At 65.3% G+C, this 24,165-nt stretch carries 23 protein-coding genes; 10 read left to right on the forward strand and 13 right to left on the reverse strand.

The features are described from left to right. Window positions 1-170 precede the first annotated feature (170 nt). The 6 genes from BN2503_RS02055 to BN2503_RS02080 form a co-directional block, all read right to left on the reverse strand. Window positions 171-1,445 carry a hypothetical protein gene (locus tag BN2503_RS02055; protein WP_054254976.1) on the reverse strand — a complete coding sequence of 425 codons (1,275 nt, stop codon included), beginning with the start codon at window positions 1,443-1,445 and terminating at the stop codon, window positions 171-173. Between the two features lie 13 nt (window positions 1,446-1,458). Next, window positions 1,459-2,745: a hypothetical protein gene (locus tag BN2503_RS02060; RefSeq protein ID WP_139235363.1), complete on the reverse strand. Its 1,287-nt coding sequence runs from the start codon at window positions 2,743-2,745 to the stop codon at window positions 1,459-1,461. A gap of 100 nt (window positions 2,746-2,845) precedes the next feature. Next, on the reverse strand, window positions 2,846-4,666 hold the full coding sequence (locus BN2503_RS02065; RefSeq protein ID WP_054254978.1) for an alpha/beta fold hydrolase: 1,821 nt from the start codon (window positions 4,664-4,666) through the stop codon (window positions 2,846-2,848). Further along, window positions 4,667-6,019: a hypothetical protein gene (locus BN2503_RS02070; protein ID WP_054254979.1), complete on the reverse strand. Its 1,353-nt coding sequence runs from the start codon at window positions 6,017-6,019 to the stop codon at window positions 4,667-4,669. It abuts the gene before it with no gap. 330 nt (window positions 6,020-6,349) lie between these two features. Beyond that, window positions 6,350-7,357 (reverse strand): helix-turn-helix transcriptional regulator, encoded by a 1,008-nt coding sequence (locus BN2503_RS02075; protein ID WP_054254980.1) that lies wholly within the window; start codon window positions 7,355-7,357, stop codon window positions 6,350-6,352. Between the two features lie 200 nt (window positions 7,358-7,557). Then, complete coding sequence (locus tag BN2503_RS02080) at window positions 7,558-8,169, reverse strand: ABC transporter ATP-binding protein (protein WP_233494986.1); 612 nt, start codon at window positions 8,167-8,169, stop codon at window positions 7,558-7,560. 257 nt (window positions 8,170-8,426) lie between these two features. On the opposite strand from BN2503_RS02080, the gene BN2503_RS02085 reads away from it, so the two are divergent. Then, window positions 8,427-8,783 (forward strand): hypothetical protein, encoded by a 357-nt coding sequence (locus BN2503_RS02085; RefSeq protein ID WP_054254982.1) that lies wholly within the window; start codon window positions 8,427-8,429, stop codon window positions 8,781-8,783. 8 nt (window positions 8,784-8,791) lie between these two features. Here BN2503_RS02085 and dut read toward each other — a convergent pair whose 3' ends face one another. After that, the gene (gene dut / locus BN2503_RS02090; RefSeq protein ID WP_054254983.1) at window positions 8,792-9,238 is read right to left on the reverse strand and encodes a dUTP diphosphatase; all 447 of its coding nucleotides are present in this window, start codon (window positions 9,236-9,238) and stop codon (window positions 8,792-8,794) included. A gap of 120 nt (window positions 9,239-9,358) precedes the next feature. Beyond that, window positions 9,359-10,582: a bifunctional phosphopantothenoylcysteine decarboxylase/phosphopantothenate--cysteine ligase CoaBC gene (coaBC, locus tag BN2503_RS02095; RefSeq protein ID WP_054254984.1), complete on the reverse strand. Its 1,224-nt coding sequence runs from the start codon at window positions 10,580-10,582 to the stop codon at window positions 9,359-9,361. A gap of 104 nt (window positions 10,583-10,686) precedes the next feature. Here coaBC and pyrG point away from each other — a divergent pair, with 104 nt between their 5' ends. The 4 genes from pyrG (at window position 10,687) to ftsB (ending at window position 14,904) form a co-directional block, all read left to right on the forward strand. Further along, entirely contained in the window at window positions 10,687-12,336 is a 1,650-nt protein-coding gene (gene pyrG / locus BN2503_RS02100; RefSeq protein ID WP_054254985.1) for a CTP synthase, read from the forward strand. 3 nt (window positions 12,337-12,339) lie between these two features. Further along, window positions 12,340-13,197: a 3-deoxy-8-phosphooctulonate synthase gene (gene kdsA / locus BN2503_RS02105; protein ID WP_054254986.1), complete on the forward strand. Its 858-nt coding sequence runs from the start codon at window positions 12,340-12,342 to the stop codon at window positions 13,195-13,197. 94 nt (window positions 13,198-13,291) lie between these two features. Next, window positions 13,292-14,578 carry a phosphopyruvate hydratase gene (eno, locus tag BN2503_RS02110; protein ID WP_054254987.1) on the forward strand — a complete coding sequence of 429 codons (1,287 nt, stop codon included), beginning with the start codon at window positions 13,292-13,294 and terminating at the stop codon, window positions 14,576-14,578. Between the two features lie 20 nt (window positions 14,579-14,598). After that, window positions 14,599-14,904 (forward strand): cell division protein FtsB, encoded by a 306-nt coding sequence (gene ftsB, locus BN2503_RS02115; RefSeq protein ID WP_054254988.1) that lies wholly within the window; start codon window positions 14,599-14,601, stop codon window positions 14,902-14,904. Window positions 14,905-15,066: 162 nt separating this feature from the next. Here ftsB and BN2503_RS02120 read toward each other — a convergent pair whose 3' ends face one another. Genes BN2503_RS02120 through BN2503_RS02130 form a run of 5 tightly spaced genes read right to left on the reverse strand, consistent with a single transcriptional unit; the run spans window position 15,067 to window position 19,520 of the window. After that, the gene (locus tag BN2503_RS02120) at window positions 15,067-16,812 is read right to left on the reverse strand and encodes an acetyl/propionyl/methylcrotonyl-CoA carboxylase subunit alpha (protein WP_054255003.1); all 1,746 of its coding nucleotides are present in this window, start codon (window positions 16,810-16,812) and stop codon (window positions 15,067-15,069) included. After that, complete coding sequence (locus tag BN2503_RS21210; protein ID WP_267887028.1) at window positions 16,812-16,946, reverse strand: hypothetical protein; 135 nt, start codon at window positions 16,944-16,946, stop codon at window positions 16,812-16,814. Before BN2503_RS21210 ends, BN2503_RS02120 begins: the two co-directional genes overlap by 1 nt. Next, complete coding sequence (locus BN2503_RS21215) at window positions 16,943-17,077, reverse strand: hypothetical protein (protein WP_267887029.1); 135 nt, start codon at window positions 17,075-17,077, stop codon at window positions 16,943-16,945. The genes BN2503_RS21210 and BN2503_RS21215 overlap by 4 nt, the downstream gene beginning before the upstream one ends. A gap of 52 nt (window positions 17,078-17,129) precedes the next feature. Continuing rightward, on the reverse strand, window positions 17,130-18,755 hold the full coding sequence (locus BN2503_RS02125) for a 5-oxoprolinase subunit B/C family protein (RefSeq protein ID WP_054255004.1): 1,626 nt from the start codon (window positions 18,753-18,755) through the stop codon (window positions 17,130-17,132). Window positions 18,756-18,767: 12 nt separating this feature from the next. After that, window positions 18,768-19,520: a LamB/YcsF family protein gene (locus BN2503_RS02130; RefSeq protein WP_054254989.1), complete on the reverse strand. Its 753-nt coding sequence runs from the start codon at window positions 19,518-19,520 to the stop codon at window positions 18,768-18,770. 81 nt (window positions 19,521-19,601) lie between these two features. Between BN2503_RS02130 and BN2503_RS02135 the strand changes: the two genes are divergently transcribed. The 5 genes from BN2503_RS02135 to BN2503_RS02155 form a co-directional block, all read left to right on the forward strand. Continuing rightward, entirely contained in the window at window positions 19,602-20,273 is a 672-nt protein-coding gene (locus tag BN2503_RS02135) for a GntR family transcriptional regulator (RefSeq protein WP_054254990.1), read from the forward strand. Between the two features lie 251 nt (window positions 20,274-20,524). Beyond that, complete coding sequence (locus BN2503_RS02140) at window positions 20,525-21,508, forward strand: TRAP transporter substrate-binding protein (protein WP_054254991.1); 984 nt, start codon at window positions 20,525-20,527, stop codon at window positions 21,506-21,508. Between the two features lie 99 nt (window positions 21,509-21,607). Continuing rightward, window positions 21,608-22,114 carry a TRAP transporter small permease gene (locus BN2503_RS02145; protein ID WP_054254992.1) on the forward strand — a complete coding sequence of 169 codons (507 nt, stop codon included), beginning with the start codon at window positions 21,608-21,610 and terminating at the stop codon, window positions 22,112-22,114. Then, window positions 22,107-23,402, forward strand: coding sequence for a TRAP transporter large permease (locus BN2503_RS02150; protein WP_054255005.1), 1,296 nt, complete (start codon window positions 22,107-22,109; stop codon window positions 23,400-23,402). The genes BN2503_RS02145 and BN2503_RS02150 overlap by 8 nt, the downstream gene beginning before the upstream one ends. Before the next feature lie 180 nt (window positions 23,403-23,582). Beyond that, on the forward strand, window positions 23,583-24,165 hold a 583-nt coding region (locus BN2503_RS02155), incomplete at its 3' end, for an IS5 family transposase (RefSeq protein WP_148639732.1).

Here is a 24,165-nt window from a genome sequence, read left to right on the forward strand (position 1 = left end):
GACGGACTTCGGCTGCATCTGGCGCAGTGCGTTCTGCTGCTGCGGACCGGGCTGGGCTGGCTGGTGCGGTCACTGCCACTGCCACTGCAGGCGGCCAGGGCCCCTGGCAAGGCCGCCCCTTTTTTGACGATGCGGGGCATTTTGTGGCGGCTGCAATGCATGGCGCCGCATCATTTGGAGGGCAGGGTTTTGCAAATACCGCGCGTATCGAGATCAATCGTGTGGGTTGTCTTCCAGACCTTGGCATTCAATATCTTTGGAATACTCAGCTTGGTCACGATGTTGAATCGTGGCTTGGGCCGCTCCTCTGTTCCGGAATTTTCCAGATTGGTAATCTCGGCTGCGCCGATGATGTGGTTGCCCACCCCGCCGTGGAGAAAATTGGGCTTATCGACATCCATGACTTCCACCCCCACTTTGGGCAGCCACGTTCCCCACGGATAGCCTTGATTTTCCGAAACGTCGAGATGTATTTCATACGACAGAAAGGCGTGCAGCACATTGGCGCGGCCATGAACATGCACCCGAGTGGGGCAGGCGCCCTTGTATTGCGCACTGACGGGATAACGCCACGGCTGCCTATCGATGAATGAGAGAATGGACGCATACCTTTCTCCTTCCTGGCGCACGGTTCCTGAATCGTTCTTGATCCAGAATTTCCATGAAGGGTTGACAACGTGAAAATCCGAAGCGCCAGGCCACGGCGCTTTTTTCACCTGCGACTGCCTCTCGGTGATGAATGGCGAATTCACGTAGTGCGCGACAAAATCTTCCAGCCCGCTGGAATTTCCTGTCTTGTATTGATGCAGCAAACCGGCAAAGCTATCACCGCGCTGCGCCATCAGCGCAAGAAAGCGCGGCCAGTCGGTATTCTGGGCTTGCAGCGCCCGCAGCCAGGCGCCCTGGCTCCAGCCGGTCTGGGCGAAGAATTGCACCAATTCCTCTTCCACCGATTCCTGCGCATCGAAATACGGGTTTTCGCCCACCTGCTCGTAAAACGCCACGTAGTCCTTCACGCTGGCAAATTCCGATTGCCGGTAATCGTCGTACAGCGCGCCCACGTCGGTTTCAAAGGCGCCTATTTCGGCGGCGACGTCCGAGCCGTCATTGCGGCGCTCGGCAATACCTTGCCACAGCTGCTTGTAAAAAGTGCGCAATTCGGCAAGCCGGGAGTTTTCGGCCCCGGAGGGTGCACCCGGCTCCAGCGGCAGCGCCACCAGGGAGCCGGGCACGGGGTGCGAGGCTGCTTTGTCAGTCAGCAAGTCGCCGTCTGCCGTCACGCCATGCACCAGGTAGTGGCTCTCCTGCGTGCCGCCGTCCTGCGTGCTCATGGAAAAGGTCAATACCTCGCCGGGCCGGAAAGTCTGCGCTTCATCGCCGCCGCCGCAGGCGGCGAGGGTCAGGAGCGCCGAGAAAGCCGCACCATATCGCATTCCGATTTTCATAAAGATGCCTTTTTTATTTGGACAAGGTGGAGCAAATAGGCCATGCGTCCAGGTCTATGGCATGGGTGATTTTCCAGACCTTGGAGTTATAGAGACGCGGAATTTTCAACTTTGTCACGACGTTGAATCGAGGTTGCGGCCGCTCTGCCGTTCCCACGTTTTTCACATCGGTGATTTCAGCTGCGCCTTCAATGTTTTTGGCAATCAGGTTGTGCATTCCGCCGTCGGGCTTATCGACGCCCAGAACGTCTATGGCCACCCTGGGCACCCAGACTCCCATGGGCTGTCTGCTCTGATTCGCCACTTCCAGCACAACGTAATAAGCCAGAAAGGCATGCAATACATTGGCCCGCCCACTCAAATGCACCTTAGTTGGGCAGCTTTCGTTATCCCAACTGGTGACCTGGTAGGTATATGGATGGACATCGGCTGGGGAAATGATGGATGCCTCCCTTGCTCCGGGAGCGGAAGAAGTCGATGGGAAATCTCCCATCCAGAACATCCATGATGGATTGCGGATATAGAAACCATCCACCTGCTTCCAAGGATTGGCCTTGGTTTGTATTTTGATTCGAGGCGAATTCACGTAGCCCGCGACAAAATCATCCAGCCCACTGGAATTTCCCGTCTTGTATTGATGCAGCAAACTGGCAAAGCTATCGCCGCGCTGCGCCATCAGCGCAAGAAAGCGCGGCCAGTCGGTATTCTGGGCTTGCAGTGCCCGCAGCCAGGCGCCCTGGCTCCAGCCGGTCTGGGCGAAGAACTGCACCAATTCCTCTTCCACCGATTCCTGCGCATCGAAATACGGGTTTTCGCCCACCTGCTCGTAAAACGCCACGTAGTCCTTCACGCTGGCGAATTCCGATTGCCGGTAATCGTCGTACAGCACGCCCACGTCGGATTCAAATGCGCCGATTTCGGCGGCGATGTCCGATCCGTCATTGCGGCGCTCGGCAATGCCCTGCCACAGCTGCTTGTAAAAGTCGCGCAGCGCGGCCAACCGGGCCGCGTTGTCCTGCGGGGTGTCCCCCGCCTCCAGCGGCAGGGCCACGCGCACGCTGGCCAGGGGCGGCCGGTGGGGACTGAGCTTGGCGGTGGATTCGCCCGCCAGCAAATCGCCATCGGCCGTTACGGCGTGCACCAGGTAGCGGGTTTCCTGCGTGCTGCCGTCGTCCAAGGTGGCGGCAAAGGTCAGCACCTCGCCGGGTGGGAAGACGGCCGGCCCATCGCCGCTGCCGCCACCGCAGGCCGCCAGGGCCAGGATCAGGGGCGCGAGAGCGCCCAGACGGGTCTTGTTCATGCGCATGCTCATGCGGATTTCACTTTCTTTTTGATAGCTGCTTGCGCGCTTGCATCAAGCGCTGGAAGCCAATTTGGCTTGCAAGCCAGCCAGCACCGAACTACCAGCCACGCCCGTCACCCTGCAGGCCCCGCTTGAATGCGTCGATCAGCGCGCGGGCCTTCTGCGGATCCAGGTAGGCCGCGGGCGCACTGCTGGACTTGGACTGCGCCTGCAGCAGCGCGTCGCGCTCCAGCGCATGCGCAGGGCAGACGGTGTCGCGCTGCGCGGGCGGCTCGCCCAGCAGGTAACTGGTGACCAGCGGATCGACGCAGGTGTCGGTGTAGGGATAGACGCCGTGCTGGTAATCACCGGGTACGAACACGCGGCGGGCGCGAGGCAGTTGGGTGAAGAAGGCGTTGGCCCCGTCGCTGGGGGTGGCGCCGTCGTACTGCGACTGCACGAACAGCACATCAAGCGGCTGGAGCGTCTGCAGACTGGGCTTTGCCACACTGGGCCGTTGCCAGAAGGCGCAGGCGTGGTTGGCCAGCAGGCCGCCGAAGTACCACGGCGCCTTGTCGGCCAGGCCGCGCACCGTGGCAGTCCATTGGGCCAGGTCGGTGATGGCGGGCGTATCGTTGCAGCGCACGGCTGCACCGGCCGCTGCCAGGCTATCCAGGGCGATGCGCTGCGGGGGCGCCAGCCACGTGCTGACGTAAGCAGGGTAGAACTGCTGCCACGCCAATTGGCGCAGAAAGGCGTCGCGCGCGGGGATGGCGGGGTCGAACACGTGCCGGGCCAGTGCGGCCTTTACGGCGTCGGGGTCGTCCAGGCCGGGCACCTGCTGGCGCACCGCATCCAGCCCCTGGGCCACGGTGATGCGCTCCAGGTAGCCATTGGCGTCGACGCGGAAGTAGCTCAGGCCGCTGAGGGCTTCGCCCAGCACGGCCTGCACGCTGGGGCTCAGGGCCTGGACGGCGGCGCGCACCTCGGCAGCGCTGGTGCCCAGCCTGAAATAGTCCGCATGGCGTGCAGCGTAAGGGGCCAGCACCTCGTCGAACAGGCGCTGGCGCGCAGGCGGCTGCGCGTGCAGCAGCGCCTGCTCCATGGTGACGCCAAAGTCCATCACGCTGTCGAGCACCATGCGGCCCACTTTGTCGGGGAACAGGCCTGCGTACCAGGCACCCAGCCAGGAGCCGTAGGAGTAGCCAACGTAATTGAGCTTGTCGTCGCCGAGCAGGCTGCGCAGCAAGTCCATGTCGCGCGCCATGGCCTCGGTGCTGATGTGGGGCGTGAGCGGGTTCTTCTGGCAGGCCTCGGCGGTCTTGCGGCCGTTGTAGTGCACGTTGGCCAGGTTGCCAGGGGTATCCCACCCGGTCACGCTGTAGTCGACGAAACGGCTCGGCTCGTTGGTGCCGCACTGCAGTTGCGTGCTCGCACCCACGCCCCGGGGCGAAAAGCCCACCATGTCGTATTCATCCAGCAGGCGCAGCTGCCGTGCGCCTTGCGCGTCGGCGGGGCTGCTGCCAGCGAACGCATCCCACAGGCGGAAGGTAAGGTTCAGGCCATCCACACCGGGGCCGCCCGGGTTGAACAGCAGCGCGCCGCGCCGTGCCTCGGGCTTGCCCGCTGCCAGGCGCATGACCGCAAGGGTGATATCGCCATGCGCGGGGTTGCCCCAGTCGAGCGGCGCGCGCACCAGGGCGCAGCGCAGCCGCTGGCTGCCGCGCAGCGCGTTCATGGCGTCGCTGGGATGGCCCAGAATGCCGGGGTCGCATTCCGTCCATTGCACGACCTGCGCGCGGTAGGGCTGCAGCGGGTCGGGCGGGCTGGTGCCATCACTGCCACCGCAGGCGGCCAGGGCCAGTGCCCATACGGTCAGACAGGCGGGCGCCGCCTTGCGCGCGCAGCGCATCACTTTTTGCGAGAGGAGTTGCGACATTCACTTCACCTCGCAGGTACGCACCCAGGGCGAATTGAAGATGAAGCTCGGCGTGACCTTGACCCGGGCCGTGAAACCGGGGCGCGGTGCCGCTTCTGTGCCAATATTCTTGAGATCCTTGATCTCCATATTGACGCTCAGGCTCTTGATCAACTGCCGATTGAAGAACGCAGTGCCCCCCGTTTGGTAGAAGCCGCCATTGGGGTCATCCACTTCACGGATCTCGCCTTCATATCCCACGGCACGAAAGACATCCATACCGAAGGACGAGAGAAAAGTCCCCGGCAGACTGGCGTGTTTCTCTTCGGTGTATTTCATTTTCCATTCAAGGTCTGCCTGCGCAACGCCCAGGCGCCCCCGGATGGAAAGTTTGGTAGGGCATATCTCTTTTTTCTCTCCCACGCGGTGGTAATTCGAGATATTGGTATCCTGACTCGACAAAATGGCGACCGAGGATTGCTCGCTCGAATTGATCCGGACACCCCACGATTTGTTGGTCACAAAGAATTTTTCTGCCCCGGTGTCCTGCGAAGCATCGGCTTTGGCAACGTTATCAAGTGAAGCGGCTTTGGATCGGCCGACGTAGCGGCCAATGAATTCGTCCATGGTGATCGGGACCTGTCTGCGCCAATTCAGCTCGTGCCACAGATGCAGCAGGCTGGCGAAGCTGTCTTTACGCGAGGCCATCACATTCAAAAAGTCCGGCCAAGTGAGCCCCGGACTGAGGCGCTCGAGCGCCCGCACCCAATTCCCCTGGGCCCATCCCGTGCGGTAGAAAAACTCCACCAGTTCTTCTTCAACCCATTCCTGTTCGTCGAAATACGGGTTTTCGCCCACTTGCTCGTAAAAGGTCACATAGTCCTTCACGCTGAAAAAACCCGAGACCTGAAAATCTTCGTACAGCGCTCCCACATCGGTTTCATAGGCGCCAATTTCGGCGGCGATATCCGATCCGTCGTTGCGGCGTTCGGCAATGCCCTGCCATAGCTGCTTGTAGAAAACGCGCAATGAGGCAAGCCGGGGGGTATCGCCCTGCAGGGAATCGCCCGACTCCAGCGGCAGCGCCACCAGCACACCGGCCAGCGGCGGCCGCTTGCGGGGGCCAACCGACATCTTTTCGGAGACGTCATCCACCAGCAAATCGCCGTCGGCGGTGACGCCGTGCATCAGGTAGTGGCTTTCCTGCGTGCTGCCATCGGGCAGGGTGGCGGCAAAGGTCACCACCTCGCCGGGCTGGAAGATGGCGGACTCTTCACTGCCACCGCCACAGGCGGTCAGGGCCAGCGCCAGAAGCGGTAAAACGCCCCAGCGGGCTGGGCGTTGGAACAGGTGGGTGTTCAGGGGTCTCTTCATTTTTAGGTCGCTGGTGGAGTTTGTTCAGTACGGGTGGGGAGATGTCAGGGCTGGCAATCAGCGCAGCCCCTGACCGACCGGGCCGTCGGCACGGTGCAGCCCTGTGCAGTCATACCGGCGAGGCTATGCGGATGCCGCGCAAAGCGCCTCCACTGAGCGCCACTGCGCGGCACATTGCGTGGAACAGGAAATCGGTGCGAACCGGAGGTGCCCCGCCCAGCTGCGCCCGCGCACACGGGGGTGGAAATGGGCAAAAAAATAGCTGCCAGCGCTTGCTGGACAAGCGCTGGCAGCTATCAAAAAAGGGGCAGTCGGTGCTTCAGGCCAGGGTTATGCCTGTGCCGTTTCGGTGTGCTGCTGCCGCACATCGCCAGGCGCGGCGGCAAAGCGTTGCTTGAAGGCCCGGTAGAACCAGGAGAGGTTGTTGAAGCCCGCGTCATACGCAATGGCGCTCACTGTGCTGCGTGCGTGCCGGGGGTTGGTCAGGTGGTCGAAGGCCCGTTGCAGGCGCAGCTCCAGCAGGTAGTCACTGAAGGCGGTGCCCTCCTGCTCGAACAGCGCGCGCACGTAGCGGGCGGATATGCCGTGGCGCGTGGCCACCCATTCCAGCGACAGGTCGCCACGCCAGGCGTGCACGCGCAGATCGGCCTGGATCGCCTTGAGCCGCGCCTGCCGCAGGCCACGCGCGCTGGCGCGTGCCCGCGCCCGGGGCGTGGCGCCCAGGGCCAGGGCGCCGAGATCCAGCAGTTGATCGCTGAGGCGCAGGCGCTCGGCATCGCTGGCATCGCCGGGGCTGGCAGACCGTGTCAGCTCCAGCGCCTGCTGGATCAGCAGCCGCAGGGGCAAGGTGTCGGAGAGCGGCTGGCGCAGGGCACGGTCGACGTCGGCCACATCGGGCAACAAGCGTTGGCGCGGGAAGGCGATGAGCAGGCACTTTGACAGGGGGCTGTAGAACTCCGAGCGCCCTGCCCGCTCATTGAGTGCGAAGCAGCCAGAGTTGGGGGTGCAGACGATCTCGCCGCGATGCCCCAGCCCGCGCTGGCGCACCATCCAGTCCGCGCCGGCGCGTTGTTCCAGCGGGCTGCCGGGGTTGAGAAACAACAGCATGTCGTCATTGCCATCGCCAAGCTGGCGGTCGCTGCGGCTGACGCTCAGGGGCGAACACTCGACCGCAGCCACGGCGACGCCGGGCAACAGGCGGATGCGCATGGACAGGCTGAGGTTGCCGTCATCCACGATGTCGGGCGCCATGTTGGCCATGGCAGCACAGGTTTCGCGCGCGGCGTCCGCGCGTTCGTGCGGGAAATGGTTGCGGGTGTCGAATTCAATGAATGCCATGTCACCGTAGCGCCCCCGGTACCGAAGGCGGCCTCTGCGAAGTTCATCGGGAAGCGCTGGTGGCTTGCACCAGTCGCTTCTGTGCGAGCTTGCGCGCGCTTCACCAAAGTGGTGCGCAGTCTAGGAAGGCCCCGGGACTGCGTCCATCGCCCAAAAAGACTAAGCGCCAGCTTTCACGCCGCCACCCGTTTTCTACACGCTTACTGCGGCACATCTGCCACCGCATCCCAGGGCACACCGGGCAGACTCTCGTAGTGCGCCACCAGCACCAGCCGCGCCGGTGCACCTGCGCACTGTGCCAGCGCCTGCTGCAGGTACTGAATGGAGGGTTTGTCCAGCGCGGCAATGGGCTCGTCGATCAGCGTCAGCGGCGCGCCACTGGCCAGGGCCGTAGCCATGAAGATCTTGCGCTGGGTGCCGCTGGAAAGGGCGTGAAACGGCTTGTCCAGGTGCTGCGCCAGGCTCCAGCCCTGCACATGTGCCTGCAGCGCGGCATCGCTCCACTGCGGACAGTGCGCAGGCAGGCTCTGCAGCCACTGCGCCGGGGTCTGGCCGTCGTGTGCGGGCAGGCCAGGCAAACGCGGGTCGATCCAGAAAACCTGGCGGCGGTAGGCCTCGGGCTGCGCTGCGGCATCCACGCCCTGCAGCAGCAGCCTCCCCTGCGTGGGCGCAAGCTGCCCGGCCAGCAGGCGCAGCAGCGTGGTCTTGCCCGCGCCATCGCCGCCGCGCACCAGCGCCACACCAGGGCCCCAGGCGTGCGACCAGTGCGCCCACAGCGGGCAGCCCGGGTAGGCAAAAGCAAGGTCATGCATCTGCAGCAGCATCGGCGGTGTTCTCCTGGAAAAAGTGCGCAGAGTGTAGGACGACGCTGAACAAGTCGCCGCGATGGCACGTGCCCTGGTTTGGCATGGGATGCTTGGCATGGGATGCCAGGCGTAAACGGCAGCCCTAGCCGTAGCAGCCGTAGCCATGGCGAGGATTGGCAACGCGGCCGACCGCCCCAATCCAGGGATACGCGACACGCGCGGACTTGTCCGGCGTTGCCTTTCATGCCGGACAATGCCGCGCCATGGCACTGGACTACCTCGATTTCGACTACAGCGAAGACTTTGACGGCAACGGCACCTGGGACGCCATGGCCGCCGTGCGGCCCGAGCGCATGCCTGCGCTGCGTGCCGAGCTGGCGCAGCTGCTGGCATGGGCGCATGCAGCGTTCGCGGGCCGCCAGGGGCCGTGCGAAGACGGCGGCGACTGGGATTACGACCTGCAGGCGCAGGACGAGGCAGGCCAACCGCTGCACGCGCGCTATGGCGCGGGCACGCTGGACCTTGAGGGCGCACCCGGCGGCGGGCTGACCACGGTGACGCTCACGCTCAGCGGCTCGCCCGCGTTCGGCGCGGCGCTGCGCGAGCGCTGGGGAGTCTGAGCGCCTGTTTAGTGCTTGCCGGTGGAGCCGTAGCCGCCCTCACCACGCTCACTGGCAGGAAACTCGCTGACCACATTGAACTGTGCCTGCACCACCGGCACGATGACCAGTTGCGCCAGCCGCTCCATGGGCTGCAGGGTAAAGGCCGTGCTGCTGCGGTTCCAGGCGCTCACCATGAGCTGGCCCTGGTAGTCGCTGTCGATCAGGCCCACCAGGTTGCCCAGCACGATGCCGTGCTTGTGGCCCAGGCCCGAGCGCGGCAGGATCAACGCGGCATAGCCGGGGTCTTTCAAATAGATGGCAATGCCCGTGGGCACGAGCTGCCAGGCGTTCGGCTCCAGCGTGAGCGGCGCGTCCAGGCAGGCGCGCAAATCCAGGCCGGCGCTGCCGGGCGTGGCGTAGGCGGGAAGCTGTTCCGCCATGCGCGGGTCGAGGATCTTGACGTCGATTTTCATAAGTGCATTTTCGTTATTCATCGCTGCGTGCCACCCGCAGCGCATGGCACTGGCGCGGCCCAGGCACAGGTAGCGCCCCTGCCACGCACAGTGAGAGAGTGGGAGAAGGCGCGATGCGCCTCAGGGGATGCTGGATTCCAGGCGCTGCGCAATGTCGGCAATGAGCTGCTGCGCCAACTGGCGCTTGCTGGCGCGCGGCAGCTCGCGGTGGCCGTGCGCGTCCACCAGCAGCAGGGCGTTGTCGTCCTGGCCGAAGGTGGCGGGGCCAATGTTGCCCACCAGCAGCGGCACGCCCTTGCGCGCACGCTTGGCCTGGGCGTGGGCCAGCAGGTTCTCGCTCTCGGCGGCAAAGCCCACGCAGAACAACTGGCCCGCGCGGGCACGCTCCGACTGCGCGACGGTGGCGAGGATGTCGGGGTTCTCCACGAAGGCGAGCTGAGGCACCTGGCCGCTGCCGTCCTTCTTGATCTTGTGCTCGGCGCTGCTGGCCGGGCGCCAGTCGGCTACCGCCGCCGTTGCTATAAAAACAGTAGCTTCTGGCGCTTGTTGGGCAACGGCTTCGAGCATGTTTTGCGCCGATTGCACGTCAATGCGGCGCACGCCGCGCGGCGTGGGCAGGTGCACCGGGCCGGCCACCAGGGTCACGTCGGCGCCTGCCTCCTGCGCAGCACGGGCAATGGCAAAGCCCATCTTGCCGCTGGAGAGGTTGGTGATACCGCGCACCGGGTCGATGGCCTCGAACGTTGGGCCCGCCGTGACCAGCACGCGCTGGCCTGCGAGGTGCTTGGGCGCGAAGAAGGCGATGAGTTCATCGAGCAGCTCCGGTGGCTCCAGCATGCGGCCGTCGCCGGTTTCACCGCAGGCCTGCGCCCCATGGCCTACGCCGAGCACGGTGGCACCGTCCTGCGCCACCTGGGCCAGGTTGCGCTGGGTGGCGGGGTGCGCCCACATTTCGCGGTTCATGGCCGGAGCGATGAGCAAGGGCACCCGCTCCGTCGGCCGCGCCAGGCACAGCAGCGAGAGCAGTTCATCGGCACGCCCCTGCACCAGGCGCGCGATGAAGTCGGCGCTGCACGGCGCGATGAGGATCGCGTCGGCCTCGCGGCTGAGGTTGATGTGGGGCATGTTGTTGGGCGCGCGCGCGTCCCACTGCGAGCCGTAGACCGGCCGCCCCGACAGGGCCTGCATGGTCACGGGCGTGATGAACTGGGCGGCGGCCTCGGTCATCACCACCTGCACGCTGGCCCCGGCCTTGATGAGCAGCCGGGTCAGCTCGGCGCTCTTGTAGCAGGCCACGCCGCCGCTCAGGCCCAGGACGATGTGTTTGCCTTGCAGTTCATTCATGGGCGCGCAATTTAGCAGACGCCGTGCGGGGCCAAGCTCGCTATGGGCATGGGCCATGGCCGGGGCGGACTTTATAATCACAATTTCCCACCACCATCAAAGACATGACCAAATTCGTCTTCGTCACCGGCGGTGTGGTGTCTTCCCTGGGCAAGGGAATCGCCTCAGCCTCCCTTGCCGCGATCCTCGAATCGCGGGGTCTCAAAGTCACCCTCATCAAGCTCGACCCGTACATCAACGTGGACCCGGGCACCATGTCTCCGTTCCAGCATGGTGAGGTTTTCGTGACCGACGACGGCGCCGAAACCGACCTCGACCTGGGCCACTACGAGCGTTTCATCGAAACGCGCATGAAGCAGGCCAACAACTTCACCACCGGCCGCATCTACCAAAGCGTCCTGGAAAAAGAGCGCCGAGGCGACTACCTGGGCAAGACCGTGCAGGTCATTCCCCACGTCACCAACGAAATCCAGGAATTCGTGCGCCGCGGCGCCGGCATCGGCACGCCCGACGCGGTGGATGTCGCCATTTGCGAAGTCGGCGGCACCGTGGGCGACATCGAGTCGCTGCCCTTCCTCGAAGCGGTGCGCCAGATGAGCCTGCGCCTGGGCCCGAACAACGCCGCCTTCGTGCACCTGACCTATCTGCCGTACATCGCCACGGCGGGCGAGCTCAAGACCAAGCCGACGCAGCACACGGTGCAGAAGTTGCGCGAGATCGGCATCCAGCCCGACGCGCTGCTGTGCCGCGCCCAGCACCAGGTGCCCGACGAGGAGAAGGAAAAGATCTCCCTGTTCACCAACGTGCCCGAGTGGGGTGTGATTTCCATGTGGGACGTGGACACCATCTACAAGGTGCCGCGCATGCTGCACGAGCAGGGCCTGGACGGCCTGATCTGCGACAAGCTGCGCCTGAACACCCCGCCCACCAACCTCAAGCGCTGGGACGCGCTGGTGCATGAGACAGAGCACCCGCAGGGCGAAGTCAAGATCGCCATGGTGGGCAAGTACGTCGAGCTGTCCGACGCTTACAAGTCGGTCAACGAAGCGCTCAAGCACGCTGGCATGCAAAGCCATGTGCGCGTGAAGATCGACCACGTCGATTCCGAGACCATCACCGACGCCAACGCGGCGCAGCAGCTGAACGCCTACGACGCCATCCTGGTGCCCGGCGGCTTCGGCTCGCGCGGTGTGGAGGGCAAAATCGCCACCGCGCGCTATGCGCGTGAGCACAAGGTGCCCTACCTGGGCATCTGCCTGGGCATGCAGGTCGCCACCATCGAATACGCCCGCCACGTGGCGGGCCTGGCGGACGCCAACTCCACCGAGTTCGACCCGGCAACGAAGCACCCGGTGATCGCACTGATCACCGAGTGGAAAGACGCCGACGGCACCATCAAGACACGCGACGCCAACTCCGACCTCGGCGGCACCATGCGCCTGGGCGCACAGTCCTCCGACGTGCAGCCCGGCACGCTGGCGCACGCCATCTACGGCGACGTGGTGACCGAGCGCCACCGCCACCGCTACGAAGCCAACACCCAGTACCTGGACCAGTTGCGCGCAGCGGGCCTGGTGATCTCGGCGCTGACGCAGCGCGAGCAGCTCACCGAGATCGTCGAGCTGCCGCAAACCGTGCACCCCTGGTACATCGGCGTGCAGTTCCACCCCGAGTTCAAATCCACGCCCTGGAACGGCCACCCGCTGTTCAACGCCTTCGTCAAGGCGGCCATCGTGCACCAGAAAAAGGCCTGACCCATGAAACTCTGCGGCTTAGACATCGGTCTCGACCGGCCCTTTTTCCTCATCGCTGGCCCGTGTGTGGTCGAGTCCGAACAGCTGCAGATGGATGTGGCCGGCCAGCTCAAGGAGATCACCGCCTCCCTGGGCATTCCGTTCATCTTCAAAAGCAGCTTCGACAAGGCGAACCGCTCCAGCGGCACCAGCTTTCGCGGCCCCGGCATGGAAAAAGGCCTGGAGATTCTGGCCAAGGTGAAGAAGACGCTGCAGGTTCCCGTGCTGACCGACGTGCACACCGAAGCCGAAGTGCCGCACGTGGCCGCCGTGGTTGACGTGCTGCAGACCCCGGCGTTCCTGTGCCGGCAAACCGATTTCATCCACGCCGTGGCGCAATCCGGCAAGCCGGTGAACATCAAGAAGGGCCAGTTCCTGGCCCCGCACGACATGAAGAACGTCATCGACAAGGCCCGCGCCGCCGCGCGCGAGAAGGGCCTGCCCGAAGACAACTTCATGGCCTGCGAGCGCGGCGCCAGCTTTGGCTACAACAACCTGGTGAGCGACATGCGCAGCCTGGCCATCATGCGCGAAACGGGCGCGCCCGTGGTGTACGACGCCACCCACAGCGTGCAGTTGCCGGGCGGCCAGGGCACCAGCAGTGGCGGCATGCGCGAGATGGTGCCCGTGCTCTCGCGCGCCGCCGTGGCCGTGGGTGTGGCCGGCCTGTTCATGGAAACCCACCCGGATCCGCGCAACGCCCTGTCCGACGGGCCCAATGCCGTGCCGCTCAAGCACATGCGCGCACTGCTCGAAACCCTGCTGCAGCTGGACGCCATCACCAAGAGGAACGGCTTCCTCGAAGACCGTTTCGACGCCTGAATGCTTTCATTTCGATAGCTGCTAGCGCATGCCAGCAAAGGGCTGGCGCCTGATCTGACGACAAAGAATCTGAAACCCGCATCAAAGGAAGACCATGAGTGCCATCGTTGACATCGTAGGCCGCGAAGTGCTGGACAGCCGCGGCAACCCCACCGTCGAATGCGACGTGCTGCTCGAATCGGGCGTGATGGGCCGCGCCGCCGTGCCGTCGGGTGCCTCCACCGGTTCGCGCGAAGCCATTGAGCTGCGTGACGGCGACAAGGCCCGTTACCTGGGCAAGGGCGTGCTCAAGGCCGTGGAGCACATCAACACCGAGATCAGCGAAGCCGTGCTGGGCCTGGATGCCTCTGAGCAGGCCTTCCTCGACAAGACCCTGATCGACCTGGACGGCACCGACAACAAGAGCCGCCTGGGCGCCAACGCCATGCTGGCGGTCTCCATGGCCGTGGCCCGCGCCGCCGCTGAAGAAGCCGGCCTGCCGCTGTACCGCTACTTCGGCGGCATGAACGGCTGCCAGTTGCCCGTGCCGATGATGAACGTCATCAACGGCGGCGCCCACGCCAACAACACGCTGGACCTGCAAGAGTTCATGATCATCCCCGTGGGCGCACCGAGCTTCCGCGAAGCCCTGCGCTGGGGTGCCGAGGTGTTCCACGCCCTCAAGAAGATCATCCACGACAAGGGCATGAGCACCGCCGTGGGCGACGAAGGCGGTTTCGCGCCTTCCGTGGAAAACCATGAAGCCGCCATCCAGCTGATCCTGGAAGCCATCGACAAGGCCGGCTACACCGCGGGCGAGCAGATCGTGCTGGGCCTGGACTGCGCTGCCAGCGAGTTCTACAAGGACGGCAAGTACGTGCTCGAAGGCGAAGGCGGCCTGCAGCTGACGGCCCAGCAATGGACCGACATGCTCGCCACCTGGGTGGACAAGTACCCCATCATTTCCATCGAAGACGGCATGGCCGAGGGCGACTGGGACGGCTGGAAGCTGCTGACCGAGCGCCTGGGCCAGAAGGTGCAGCTGGTGGGTGACGACCTGTTCGTGACCAACACCAAGATCCTGAAGGAAGGCATTGAGAAGAACATTGCCAACTCCATCCTCATCAAGATCAACCAAATCGGTACGCTGACCGAAACGTTTGCCGCCATCGAAATGGCCAAGCGCGCTGGCTACACCGCCGTGATCAGCCACCGCTCGGGCGAAACCGAAGACTCGACCATTGCCGACATCGCCGTGGGCCTGAACGCCGGCCAGATCAAGACCGGCAGCTTGAGCCGCTCGGACCGCATCGCCAAGTACAACCAGCTGCTGCGCATCGAGGAAGACCTGGGCGACGTGGCCGAGTACCCTGGCCGCGCAGCCTTCTACAACCTGCGCTAAGCGGCATTCGACCGACTGCCATGGTGTCCCGCCTCGTTCCGCTGGTGCTGCTGGCCTTGTTGGTGGCCATCCACGCCCAGTTGTGGACCGGGCGCGGCAGCATCCACCATGTGCAGGATCTGCAGCACGCCATCGCCACCCAGCAGGCAGCCAACGCCAAAGCGCGGCAGGAAAACACGCGCCTGGCCTCCGAAGTGCAGGACCTCAAGGAAGGCCTGGACATGGTGGAGGAAAAAGCGCGCAGCGAGCTGGGCATGGTCAAGCAAGGGGAGGTGTATGTGCACGTCACCCCCGCAGCGGCGCCAGGCAGCACCCGCCCCCAATGACCGGGGCGTGACCGCTCTCACAACAAAGCCCCTGGCAGCTTGCGCTGCCAGGGGCTTTTTGCATCACGAATACCCCGGGGCAATGCCCTGGCTGCGCGCTGCGCGGCACTGGCCAGCCGCACAGCCGCCCTCAGCGACTCCCCACTGGGGACGGTGACGAACTCAGGCAGCCGTGTCGCCCACCGCCACCACGCGCCCTAAGCACTGCCCGGCAGTGAGCGTGGCACCCACGGCGGCCAGGCATTCCAGGCGCCCGGCGCGCGGCGCAGTCACGGCGGTTTCCATCTTCATGGCCTCCACCACCGCCACCACCTCGCCGGCCTGCACCAGCGCACCACTGTGCTTGTGCCAGGCGACGAGGCTGCCGGTCAGCGGCGCCAGCACATCGCCCGGCGCCGCAGCGGCTGCTGCCGGTGCCGCCGCCACGGGAGTGGCCGCGCCCCCCAGCTGCAGGCCCAAGCCCGCGGGCAGGCCCAGGCGCACGCGCTTGCCGTCAATCTCCAGGTAGGTGCGCAGCAGCGCGCCTTCGGCCTCCGCCTCGGGGCGCGCGGCGCTGTCGAAACGCGCTGCCATTTCGGTTTCAATCCAGCGGGTGTGCACGCCAAAACCGTCCTGCGCGGTAAAGGCCGCATCCTGCACCACCGCGCGGTGGAAGGGCAGCACTGACGCCACGCCCTCAATGCGGAACTCCTGCAGCGCACGCCGCGCCCGCGCCAGCGCCTGTTCGCGCGTGGCGCCGGTGACGATGAGTTTGGCCATGAGCGAATCGAAGCTGCCCGGAATGCTGGAGCCACTGGCCACGCCCGTGTCCAGGCGCACGCCGGGGCCGCTGGGCGCATCAAAGCGCTGGATGCGCCCCGGCGTAGGCAGGTAGCCGCGGCCGGGGTCTTCGGCGTTGATGCGGAATTCGATGCTGTGGCCGCGCACCGGCGGCGTTTCGGTGAACGACAGCGGCAGGCCATCGGCCACGCGCAGTTGCTCCAGCACCAGGTCCACGCCCGTGGTTTCTTCGGTCACCGGGTGCTCCACCTGCAGGCGCGTGTTCACCTCCAGGAAGGAAATTTGCCCACTGCGGCTGAGCAAAAACTCCACCGTACCCGCGCTGACGTAGCCCGCCGCCGCGCAGATGGCGCGCGCGGCCTGGTGGATCTGCGCGCGCTGGTCGTCGCTCAGGAACGGCGCCGGGGCTTCTTCCACCAGCTTTTGGTTGCGCCGCTGCAGCGAGCAGTCGCGCGTGCCCACCACCACCACGTTGCCGTGCTGGTCGGCCAGGATTTGCGCCTCGATGTGGCGCGGCCGGTCCAGGAACTGTTCCAAAAAGCACTCGCCCCGGCCAAACGCAGCCGTGGCCTCGCGCACGGCGGACTCGTACAGCTCGGCCACCTCGTCCATCTGCCAGGCCACCTTGAGTCCGCGCCCACCGCCACCGAATGCGGCCTTGATGGCCACGGGCAGGCCGTGCTGCCGCGCGAAGGCGAGCACCTCATCCGCGCTTTGCACCGGCTCGGCCGTGCCGGCGACGAGCGGCGCCCCCACCTGCAGCGCGATCTTGCGCGCCGCCACCTTGTCGCCCAGCGACTCGATGGTTTCGGGGCGCGGGCCGATCCAGGTCAGCCCCGCGCCGATCACGGCGCGCGCAAAGTCCTCGCGCTCGGACAGAAAGCCATAGCCCGGGTGCACGGCGTCGGCGCCGCTGCGCCGTGCCACGTCCAGCAGCTTGGCGATGTCGAGGTAGGTTTCGCCGGGGCGCACGCCCTCCAGCGCCCAGGCCTCGTCGGCCGCCTGCACGTGCAGGGCATCGGCATCGGGGTCGGCGTAGACGGCGACAGAGCGCACACCGTAGTCACGGCAGGCGCGGGCCACGCGGATGGCGATCTCGCCCCGGTTGGCGATCAGAACTTTGGAGATCATGCGAACAACTCCTGCGGTGCAAAGGATCGGGGGGCGAGACCGCCACCTGCTGCGCAGGCATGGCGATGTGGAGAAACGCCCGCGATGCGGCCGTTTTCGCCCCGGTTGGCGATCAGAACTTTGGAGATCATGCGAACAACTCCTGCGGTGCAAAGGATCGGGGGGCGAGACCGCCACCTGCTGCGCAAGCATGGCGATGTGGAGAAACGCCCGCGATGCGGCCGTTTTCGCCCCGGTTGGCGATCAAGACTTTGGTGATCATGCGGACATCTCCTGCGGTGCAAAGGATCGGCGGGCGGTCAAAACTTGGGGAATCATGGGGAAACCTGCTCAAAAAAAGGGGCAATTACTCGGAAGCGCACGCTGCAGCCCACCGGAATCTGGGCCGCCAGGCCCAGGTGGTGGCTGGCCACGGCGCCGATCACGGGGTAGCCCCCGGTCAGGGGATGGTCGGCCAGGAACAGCACGGGCTGGCCGTTGATGGGCACCTGGATGGCACCGGTCACCGTGCCCTCGCTGGGCAACTCGCGCGCCACGCTGCGCGGCAGGGGCTGCGCCCCTTCCAGGCGCATGCCGACGCGGTTGGACTGGGGAGTGACGCGCCAGGGCTGCTGCGTCAGCAGCGTCAGTGCCTCGGGGGCGAACCAGTCGGTGCGCGGGCCCAGCACTACATCCAGCACCACCTCGTCACCCGCGCGGGGCCACTGCGGCAGCGGCTCGGCAACCGCCTGCACGGCTTGCAGGGCGTGGGCGGGCACCGCGCCGCCCACGGCCAGGCGCTGCCCGGCCTGCAGGGCGTCAGGGCCAATGTGGGCCAGGGTGTCCGTGGCGCAGCTGCCCAGCACCGGCGCCACCTGCCAGCCGCCGCGCACGGCCACGTAGCTGCGCACGCCGGCGCGCGGCGCGCCGACGAGCAGCGTGTCGCCATCGTCCAGTGCCACACAGGCGTGGCTGGGCACGGGCCATTGGCGGCCGTCGGCCGCGCGCAAGGTCAGCGGCACGGCTGCGCCCGTCACCGCCAGCGTGGCCCGGCCATGGCAGCGCAGTTGCAGCCCGCCCAGCAGGTTCTCCAGCACACACTGGCCCACCGGGTTGCCCACCAGGCGATTGGCCGCACGCAAGGAGGCCATGTCCAGCGCCCCCGAGGGCGACACACCCAGGCCCGCCATGCCGTGGCGGCCGCCGTCCTGCACCAGGGTTTGCAGGCCAGTAGCTACGATTTCAATAGCTGCTGGCGCTTGCCCTGAAAGCGCTGGAGGCTGATTAGGCTCGGATTCACGCCGCGCGGGCAGGCTGATGTGCACGCCGGGTGCGCTGGCGTCGCGGAACTGCACGCGAAAGCCCGGCTGCACGTAGGCGGGCTCGGGGCGTTGCAGGTCCCACATGGGCACCTCGGTCACGCCAATGAGCTGCCACCCCCCCGGGCTGGCAGCGGGGTACACCGCACTGAAGTCGCCCGCCAGCGCCACCGAGCCGGCCGGTACGCGCGTGCGCGGCGAGCTGCGGCGCGGCAGTTGGAAGCTGGGATGCCCCCCCGCCAGGTAGACAAAGCCCGGCGCGAAACCGGCAAAGGCCGCCTGCCAAGGCTGGCCGGTGTGGCGGTCGATCACCTCCCGCACCGAAATGCCGAGCAGTTCGGCCACGGTGGGCAGGTCTTCGCCGTTGTAGTGCACCGGAATTTCGACCAGGCGGCCGGGCGCGGCATCGGCCACGCCCGCCTGGGCATTGGCCACCGCGGCGCGTGCACGCAGCGCTGCCACCAGGTCCGGCAGCGCCAGGGCCGCGCGCTGGTAAGTCACCAGCAGGGTGCGGGCCGCCGGCACCACCTCCAGTACACCCGCGATGGGCTGGTCGGCCAGCACGCGGTGCAGCGCCATGGTGTGGACCAGATCGGGCAGCTCTACCAGCAAAGCGTTGTCACTGGCGGGCAAGAAACGCATGGACATTACAGGTCAATCCACAAAAGGGCGCAGCGCCACACCGGCCTGCTCCAGCCGGGCACGGATGCGCCGCGCCATCTCCACGGCGCCAGGGCTGTCGCCGTGGACGCAGATCGAGTCCGCCTGCACCGGCACGCTGCGGCCGGTGATCGACTCCACCTCCCCGGTTTGCACCAGGCGCAGCATGCGCTCGGCAATGGCATCGGCGTCGTGCAGCACGGCGCCAGGCAGGCGGCGCGAAACCAGCGAGCCGTCGTCGTTGTAGGCCCGGTCGGCAAAGGCCTCGGCCACCACCCGCAGCCCGCGCGCACGCGCCCAGCCAATCAGGGGCGCGCCCGCCAGCGCCATCAGCGTCACGCTCGGGTCCACCGCCAGCAGCGCGGTGATCACGTCGTTGGCCTGGCGCTCGTCCTGGGCGATGGTGTTGTACAGCGCGCCGTGCGGTTTGACGTAGCGCACACGCGTGCCTGCGGCGGCTGCCAGCCCTTGCAGGGAGCCAATCTGGTAAATCACGTCGGCCACCAGCTCCTGGCTGGTGGGGTCCATGTTGCGGCGGCCAAAACCCACCAGGTCGGGGTACGCCACGTGGGCGCCCACGGCCACGCCACGCTGCGCTGCGGCGCGCAGGGTTTCCAAAATGCCGGCAGGGTCGCCCGCATGGAAGCCGCAGGCCACGTTGGCACTGGTAACGATGCCGAGCATGGCGGCGTCGTCGCCCATGCGCCAGGCGCCGAAGCTCTCGCCAAGATCGCTGTTGATGTCCATTCTTGTATCCTCGTTTCTCTAATGACCCCATTGATTGTTGAACAATCAAAAGCAAATTTCTTACCAAGAGACGCCCACGCCATGCAACCAAGGCACTTTCCTACCCGTACCGAGCCGACCAGCCTGACCGACACCGTGGCCGACACGATCCGCCAGCAGCTCATCCACGGGCAGTTGCGCGCAGGCCAGCACCTGTCGGAGGCAGCGCTGAGCCAGCAGCTGGATATTTCGCGCAACACGCTGCGCGAGGTGTTCCGCACGCTCATCAAAGAAGGCCTGCTGCGCCACGAGCCCAACCGGGGCGTGTCGGTCGTCACCCCGTCGATTGCCGACATCATCGACATCTACCGCGTGCGCCGCCTGATCGAATGCCAGGCCCTGGAAAAGGCCTGGCCCCTGCACCCCGCGCACAAGCGCATGCGCCAGGCGGTGGAAGACGCCGCGGCTGCGCGCGAGGCACGCGACTGGCAGCGCGTGGGGTCGGCCAACATGGCTTTTCACGCCGCCATCGTGGCCCTGAGCGACAGCGAGCGCCTGTCGGCCATGTACGAGGACATTGCGGCCGAGCTGCGGCTGGCCTTCGGCTTGCTGGACGACCCCGAATACCTGCACGCGCCCTACGTCGAGCACAACGCCCGGCTGTTGCAGCTGTTCATGGACGGGCAGACCAGCGCCGCCGCACGGGAGCTGGAGGCCTACCTCGTGCAGTCGGAGCGCATGGTGCTGGCGGTCTATGCGCGACAGGTGCAGTGACGCTTTCAGGTGCATGGCTTCACCAGTGTGGTGCATAAATCGAACAATGCACCAAGTATGGTTGAACAATCTGTAATTTCAAATAGAACAATGCGAAGCTACAACACCTACAAAGAAGTTGTATTGTTGAAATCCCTAGTGGTTCTTTGTTGAGAACAGTGGTACTTTTGGCACGCGAATTGCGTTGCAATCACGCGCTCGGCGAACACACCGCCGCCGGCCACTTCCATTTCTCTTCTTTAGGAGCCATCATGAAACGTCGCATCCTCTGTGCCACCGCCGCTCTGGTCGCTGGTATCGGCTTTGCGGGCAGCGCCTTTGCCCAGACCAAGTGGGACTTCGCCACGGCCTACCCGGCGTTCAACTTCCACTCCAAGAACAATGAGCAGTTCGCGAAGGACGTGGATGCCGCCACCCAAGGCAAGCTCAAGATCACCCTGCACCTGGGTGCCTCGCTGTTCAAGATGCCCGAAATCAAGCGTGCCGTGCAAACGGGCAATGCACAGATGGGCGAGTTCTTCATGGTGAGCTTCCAGAACGAAGCCCCCATTTTTGGCGCCGATGGCCTGCCGTTCCTGGCCGCCAACTACGACGAGGCTTACAAGCTGTACCAAGCCCAAAAGCCCCAGCTGCAAAAGCTGCTGGACAAGCAAGGGCAAGTGCTGCTGTACGCCGTGGCGTGGCCGCCCCAGGGCATCTACACCAAGAAGCCCATCAACTCCATTGCCGACCTCAAGGGCATGAAGTGGCGCGTGTACTCGCCCACGACCGCCCGCATTGGTGAACTGGTGGGCGCACAGCCCGTCACCATCCAGGAGGCCGAACTGTCCCAGGCCCTGGCCACGGGCGTGATCGAAGGGCTGATCACCTCCAGCGCCACCGGCGCCGACAACAAGCTGTTCGAGAACCTGAAGTACTACTACAACGTGCAGGCGTGGATTCCGAAAAACGCCGTGGTGGTGAACAAGAAGGTGTTCAATGCCCTGAGCAAGCCCGAGCAAGACGCCGTGCTCCAGGCCGCAGCGGCGGCGGAAGAGCGTGGCTGGAAGGCCTCGCGCGAAGTCGATGCCCGTGCCCTGGAAACCCTCAAACAGGGCGGCATGAGCGTGGAACAGCCCTCGGCCCAGTTGAAGGCCGAACTGGCCAAGGTCGGCGAGACCGTGGTGAAGGAGTGGACCGAGAAGGCGGGTGCGGACGGCAAGGCCGTGCTCGACGCGTTCAAGGCTGCCAAGTAATCCAGGCCCCCCTGCAGCCGCCTGCGCGAATGCACAGCGGCTGCACCGCCTTTTCCTTTATCCAGGCCGCGCGCTCAGGCGCGGCCACGGAGCGATTGCATGCGCAAAATGCTTGATACGTTGTACGCCGCGAGCGCCTGGCTCGCGGGTATTTGCATGGTCGGGGTGCTGGTGATGGTGCTGCTCACCGTCCTCAGCCGCCTGTTCGGCTTTTCTGCGCCGGGCACCGACGCCTATGCGGGCTATGCCATGGCCGGCGCGGGCTTCATGGCCCTGTCCAATACCCTGAAGCAGGGTGAACACATCCGCGTGACCCTGGTGCTGGGCATGCTCAAGGGCCGCGCCCTCAAGGCGGCCGAAGTCATTGCTCTGGGCATTGCCACCGTGCTGTCGGGCTTTCTGGCGTTTTACTCCGCCCACCTGACCTGGCAGTCCTGGGAGATTGACGACATCTCCGTGGGTATTGATGCCACGCCGATGTGGATTCCACAGGTTTTCATGGCGCTGGGCACCTTGGTGTTCTTCATCGCCTTCTGCGACGAACTGGTGCTGGAGCTGCTGGGCCAGCGCAAGGCCCCTGATGTGAAGGATGCACACCATGAGTGAAATTTTTGCCAGCGTGATGCTGATGGTGGTGCTGCTGGTGCTGCTCAGCGGCGGCGTCTGGGTGGGCCTGACCCTTGCGGGCGTGGCCTGGTTCGGCATGGCCTTCTTCACGGCGCGTGCCGCCGGCGATGCCATGGCCATCAGCATCTGGGGCGCCTCCAGCAGCTGGACGCTGACGGCCCTGCCGCTGTTCGTGTGGATGGGCGAGATCCTGTACCGCACCAACCTGTCAGAGAGCATGTTCCGTGGCCTGGCCCCGTGGGTCAATGCCCTGCCAGGACGCCTGCTGCACACCAACGTGATCGGCTGCACCATTTTTGCTTCGGTCTCCGGTTCGTCGGCCGCCACCTGTGCCACCGTGGGCAAGATGAATGTGCCCGAGCTGCGCAAGCGCGGCTACACGGAGGCGCAGATCATCGGCTCGCTGGGCGGCCCGGCCACCCTGGGGCTGCTGATTCCGCCCTCGATCATCCTGATCGTGTACGGCGTGTCAGCCGAGCTGTCGATCTCCAAGCTGTTCATGGCCGGCGTGCTGCCAGGCCTGATGCTGGCGGTGCTGTTCAGCGGCTGGATCATGGTGTGGGCGCTGCTGAACCCGGACAAGGTGCCGAAGTCGGACAAGCAGCTGAGCTTCATGGAAAAAATCCACGAAGCGCGCCACCTGATCCCGGTGGTGCTGCTCATCGTCAGCGTGATCGCCAGCATCTACAGCGGCATTGCGACGGCCACCGAGGCTGCGGCCATTGGCGTGGTTGGTGCGCTGGTGCTGTCGGCCTGGCAAGGGGCGCTGACCTGGGACAGCTTCAAGGCGTCGCTGTTTGGCGCCACCCGGCTGTACTGCATGATCGCCCTGATCCTGGCCGGCGCGGCGTTCATGACCCTCGCCATGGGCTACATCGGCCTGCCACGCCAGCTGGCCGAGTTTGTGGGCAGCCTGAACCTCTCGCCCGGCATGCTGATCATTGTGCTGGGGCTGTTCTACATCGTGATCAGCTGCTTCCTGGACGGCATCTCGACCATCGTGCTCACCATGAGCGTGGTGCTGCCCATCATCCAGGCCGCCGGCATTGACCCGCTGTGGTTCGGCATTTTCCTGGTGATCACCGTGGAAACCGCCCAAATCACGCCCCCGGTGGGCTTCAACCTGTTCGTGCTGCAGAGCATGACGGGCAAGCAGATCACCTACATTGCCAAGGTCTGCGCGCCCTACTTCCTGCTGATGGTGCTGGCCCTGGTGATTCTGTGGTTCTTCCCGAGCATCGTGACCGCACTGCCGCAGAACATGTAGTCTCGGCCGACCGGTGACACGCCAAGCCCGCCCCCACCCGGGGCGGGCTTTTTTCATGCAACGCAGGCATATAAGCAAAAAAAGCTGCTAGCGCTTATCCCGCAAGCGCTAGGGAAGGTCTGCAAAACCCCTGGTCATTCCGACTGGCGCAGAGCCTGATGAGGACCGACGATCACGGACATGGATCAGATCACGCTTGGCCTTGACCCCCTGCCCAAGAAAACCCGCAAAGAGGTCTTCCTTGAAGAGATGAACCAGGTCGTGCCGTGGGGCGCGCTGGTGGCGCTCATTCAACCGCACGCGCGCGGCGCGCCTCAGGCGCTGGGCGGACGCCCGCCGTTTGCGGTCGAGACGATGCTGCGCATCCACTGCCTGCAACTGTGGTGGAACCTGAGCGACCCGGCGATGGAAGAGGAGTTGCATGAGCGGCCGCTGTATCGGCGCTTCGTGGGCTTGGACGGTGCCGCGCGACTGCCTGACGAGACGACCATTCTGCGGTTCCGGCACCTGCTGGAGAAGCACGAGTTGGCGCCCCAGGTGCTGGCTGCGATCAACGCGACCTTGGTCCAGCAAGGCCTGATGCTCAAGACCGGCACGGTGGTGGATGCCACCATCATTGCCGCGCCAAGTTCGACCAAAAACAAGGATGGAAAGCGCGATCCCGAGATGCACCAGACCAAGAAGGGCAATCAATGGCACTTCGGGATGAAGGCGCACATCGGTGTGGATGCTGAATCGGGCCTGGTGCACACCGTGGTCGGCA

The organism is Paenacidovorax caeni, assembly GCF_001298675.1.
GTDB classification, from domain to species: domain Bacteria; phylum Pseudomonadota; class Gammaproteobacteria; order Burkholderiales; family Burkholderiaceae_C; genus Paenacidovorax; species Paenacidovorax caeni.

What these genes read in the sequence shown, in the direction of transcription:
- BN2503_RS02055 (WP_054254976.1), bottom strand. Translation starts at nt 1,445, where the DNA reads ATGAAAATCGGAATGCGATATGGTGCGGCTTTCTCGGCGCTCCTGACC.
- BN2503_RS02060 (WP_139235363.1), bottom strand. Translation starts at nt 2,745, where the DNA reads ATGAACAAGACCCGTCTGGGCGCTCTCGCGCCCCTGATCCTGGCCCTG.
- BN2503_RS02065 (WP_054254978.1), bottom strand. Translation starts at nt 4,666, where the DNA reads ATGTCGCAACTCCTCTCGCAAAAAGTGATGCGCTGCGCGCGCAAGGCG.
- BN2503_RS02070 (WP_054254979.1), bottom strand. Translation starts at nt 6,019, where the DNA reads ATGAAGAGACCCCTGAACACCCACCTGTTCCAACGCCCAGCCCGCTGG.
- BN2503_RS02075 (WP_054254980.1), bottom strand. Translation starts at nt 7,357, where the DNA reads ATGGCATTCATTGAATTCGACACCCGCAACCATTTCCCGCACGAACGC.
- BN2503_RS02080 (WP_233494986.1), bottom strand. Translation starts at nt 8,169, where the DNA reads ATGCATGACCTTGCTTTTGCCTACCCGGGCTGCCCGCTGTGGGCGCAC.
- BN2503_RS02085 (WP_054254982.1), top strand. Translation starts at nt 8,427, where the DNA reads ATGGCACTGGACTACCTCGATTTCGACTACAGCGAAGACTTTGACGGC.
- dut (WP_054254983.1), bottom strand. Translation starts at nt 9,238, where the DNA reads ATGAAAATCGACGTCAAGATCCTCGACCCGCGCATGGCGGAACAGCTT.
- coaBC (WP_054254984.1), bottom strand. Translation starts at nt 10,582, where the DNA reads ATGAATGAACTGCAAGGCAAACACATCGTCCTGGGCCTGAGCGGCGGC.
- pyrG (WP_054254985.1), top strand. Translation starts at nt 10,687, where the DNA reads ATGACCAAATTCGTCTTCGTCACCGGCGGTGTGGTGTCTTCCCTGGGC.
- kdsA (WP_054254986.1), top strand. Translation starts at nt 12,340, where the DNA reads ATGAAACTCTGCGGCTTAGACATCGGTCTCGACCGGCCCTTTTTCCTC.
- eno (WP_054254987.1), top strand. Translation starts at nt 13,292, where the DNA reads ATGAGTGCCATCGTTGACATCGTAGGCCGCGAAGTGCTGGACAGCCGC.
- ftsB (WP_054254988.1), top strand. Translation starts at nt 14,599, where the DNA reads ATGGTGTCCCGCCTCGTTCCGCTGGTGCTGCTGGCCTTGTTGGTGGCC.
- BN2503_RS21210 (WP_267887028.1), bottom strand. Translation starts at nt 16,946, where the DNA reads ATGATCTCCAAAGTTCTGATCGCCAACCGGGGCGAAAACGGCCGCATC.
- BN2503_RS21215 (WP_267887029.1), bottom strand. Translation starts at nt 17,077, where the DNA reads ATGATCACCAAAGTCTTGATCGCCAACCGGGGCGAAAACGGCCGCATC.
- BN2503_RS02125 (WP_054255004.1), bottom strand. Translation starts at nt 18,755, where the DNA reads ATGCGTTTCTTGCCCGCCAGTGACAACGCTTTGCTGGTAGAGCTGCCC.
- BN2503_RS02130 (WP_054254989.1), bottom strand. Translation starts at nt 19,520, where the DNA reads ATGGACATCAACAGCGATCTTGGCGAGAGCTTCGGCGCCTGGCGCATG.
- BN2503_RS02135 (WP_054254990.1), top strand. Translation starts at nt 19,602, where the DNA reads ATGCAACCAAGGCACTTTCCTACCCGTACCGAGCCGACCAGCCTGACC.
- BN2503_RS02140 (WP_054254991.1), top strand. Translation starts at nt 20,525, where the DNA reads ATGAAACGTCGCATCCTCTGTGCCACCGCCGCTCTGGTCGCTGGTATC.
- BN2503_RS02145 (WP_054254992.1), top strand. Translation starts at nt 21,608, where the DNA reads ATGCGCAAAATGCTTGATACGTTGTACGCCGCGAGCGCCTGGCTCGCG.
- BN2503_RS02150 (WP_054255005.1), top strand. Translation starts at nt 22,107, where the DNA reads ATGAGTGAAATTTTTGCCAGCGTGATGCTGATGGTGGTGCTGCTGGTG.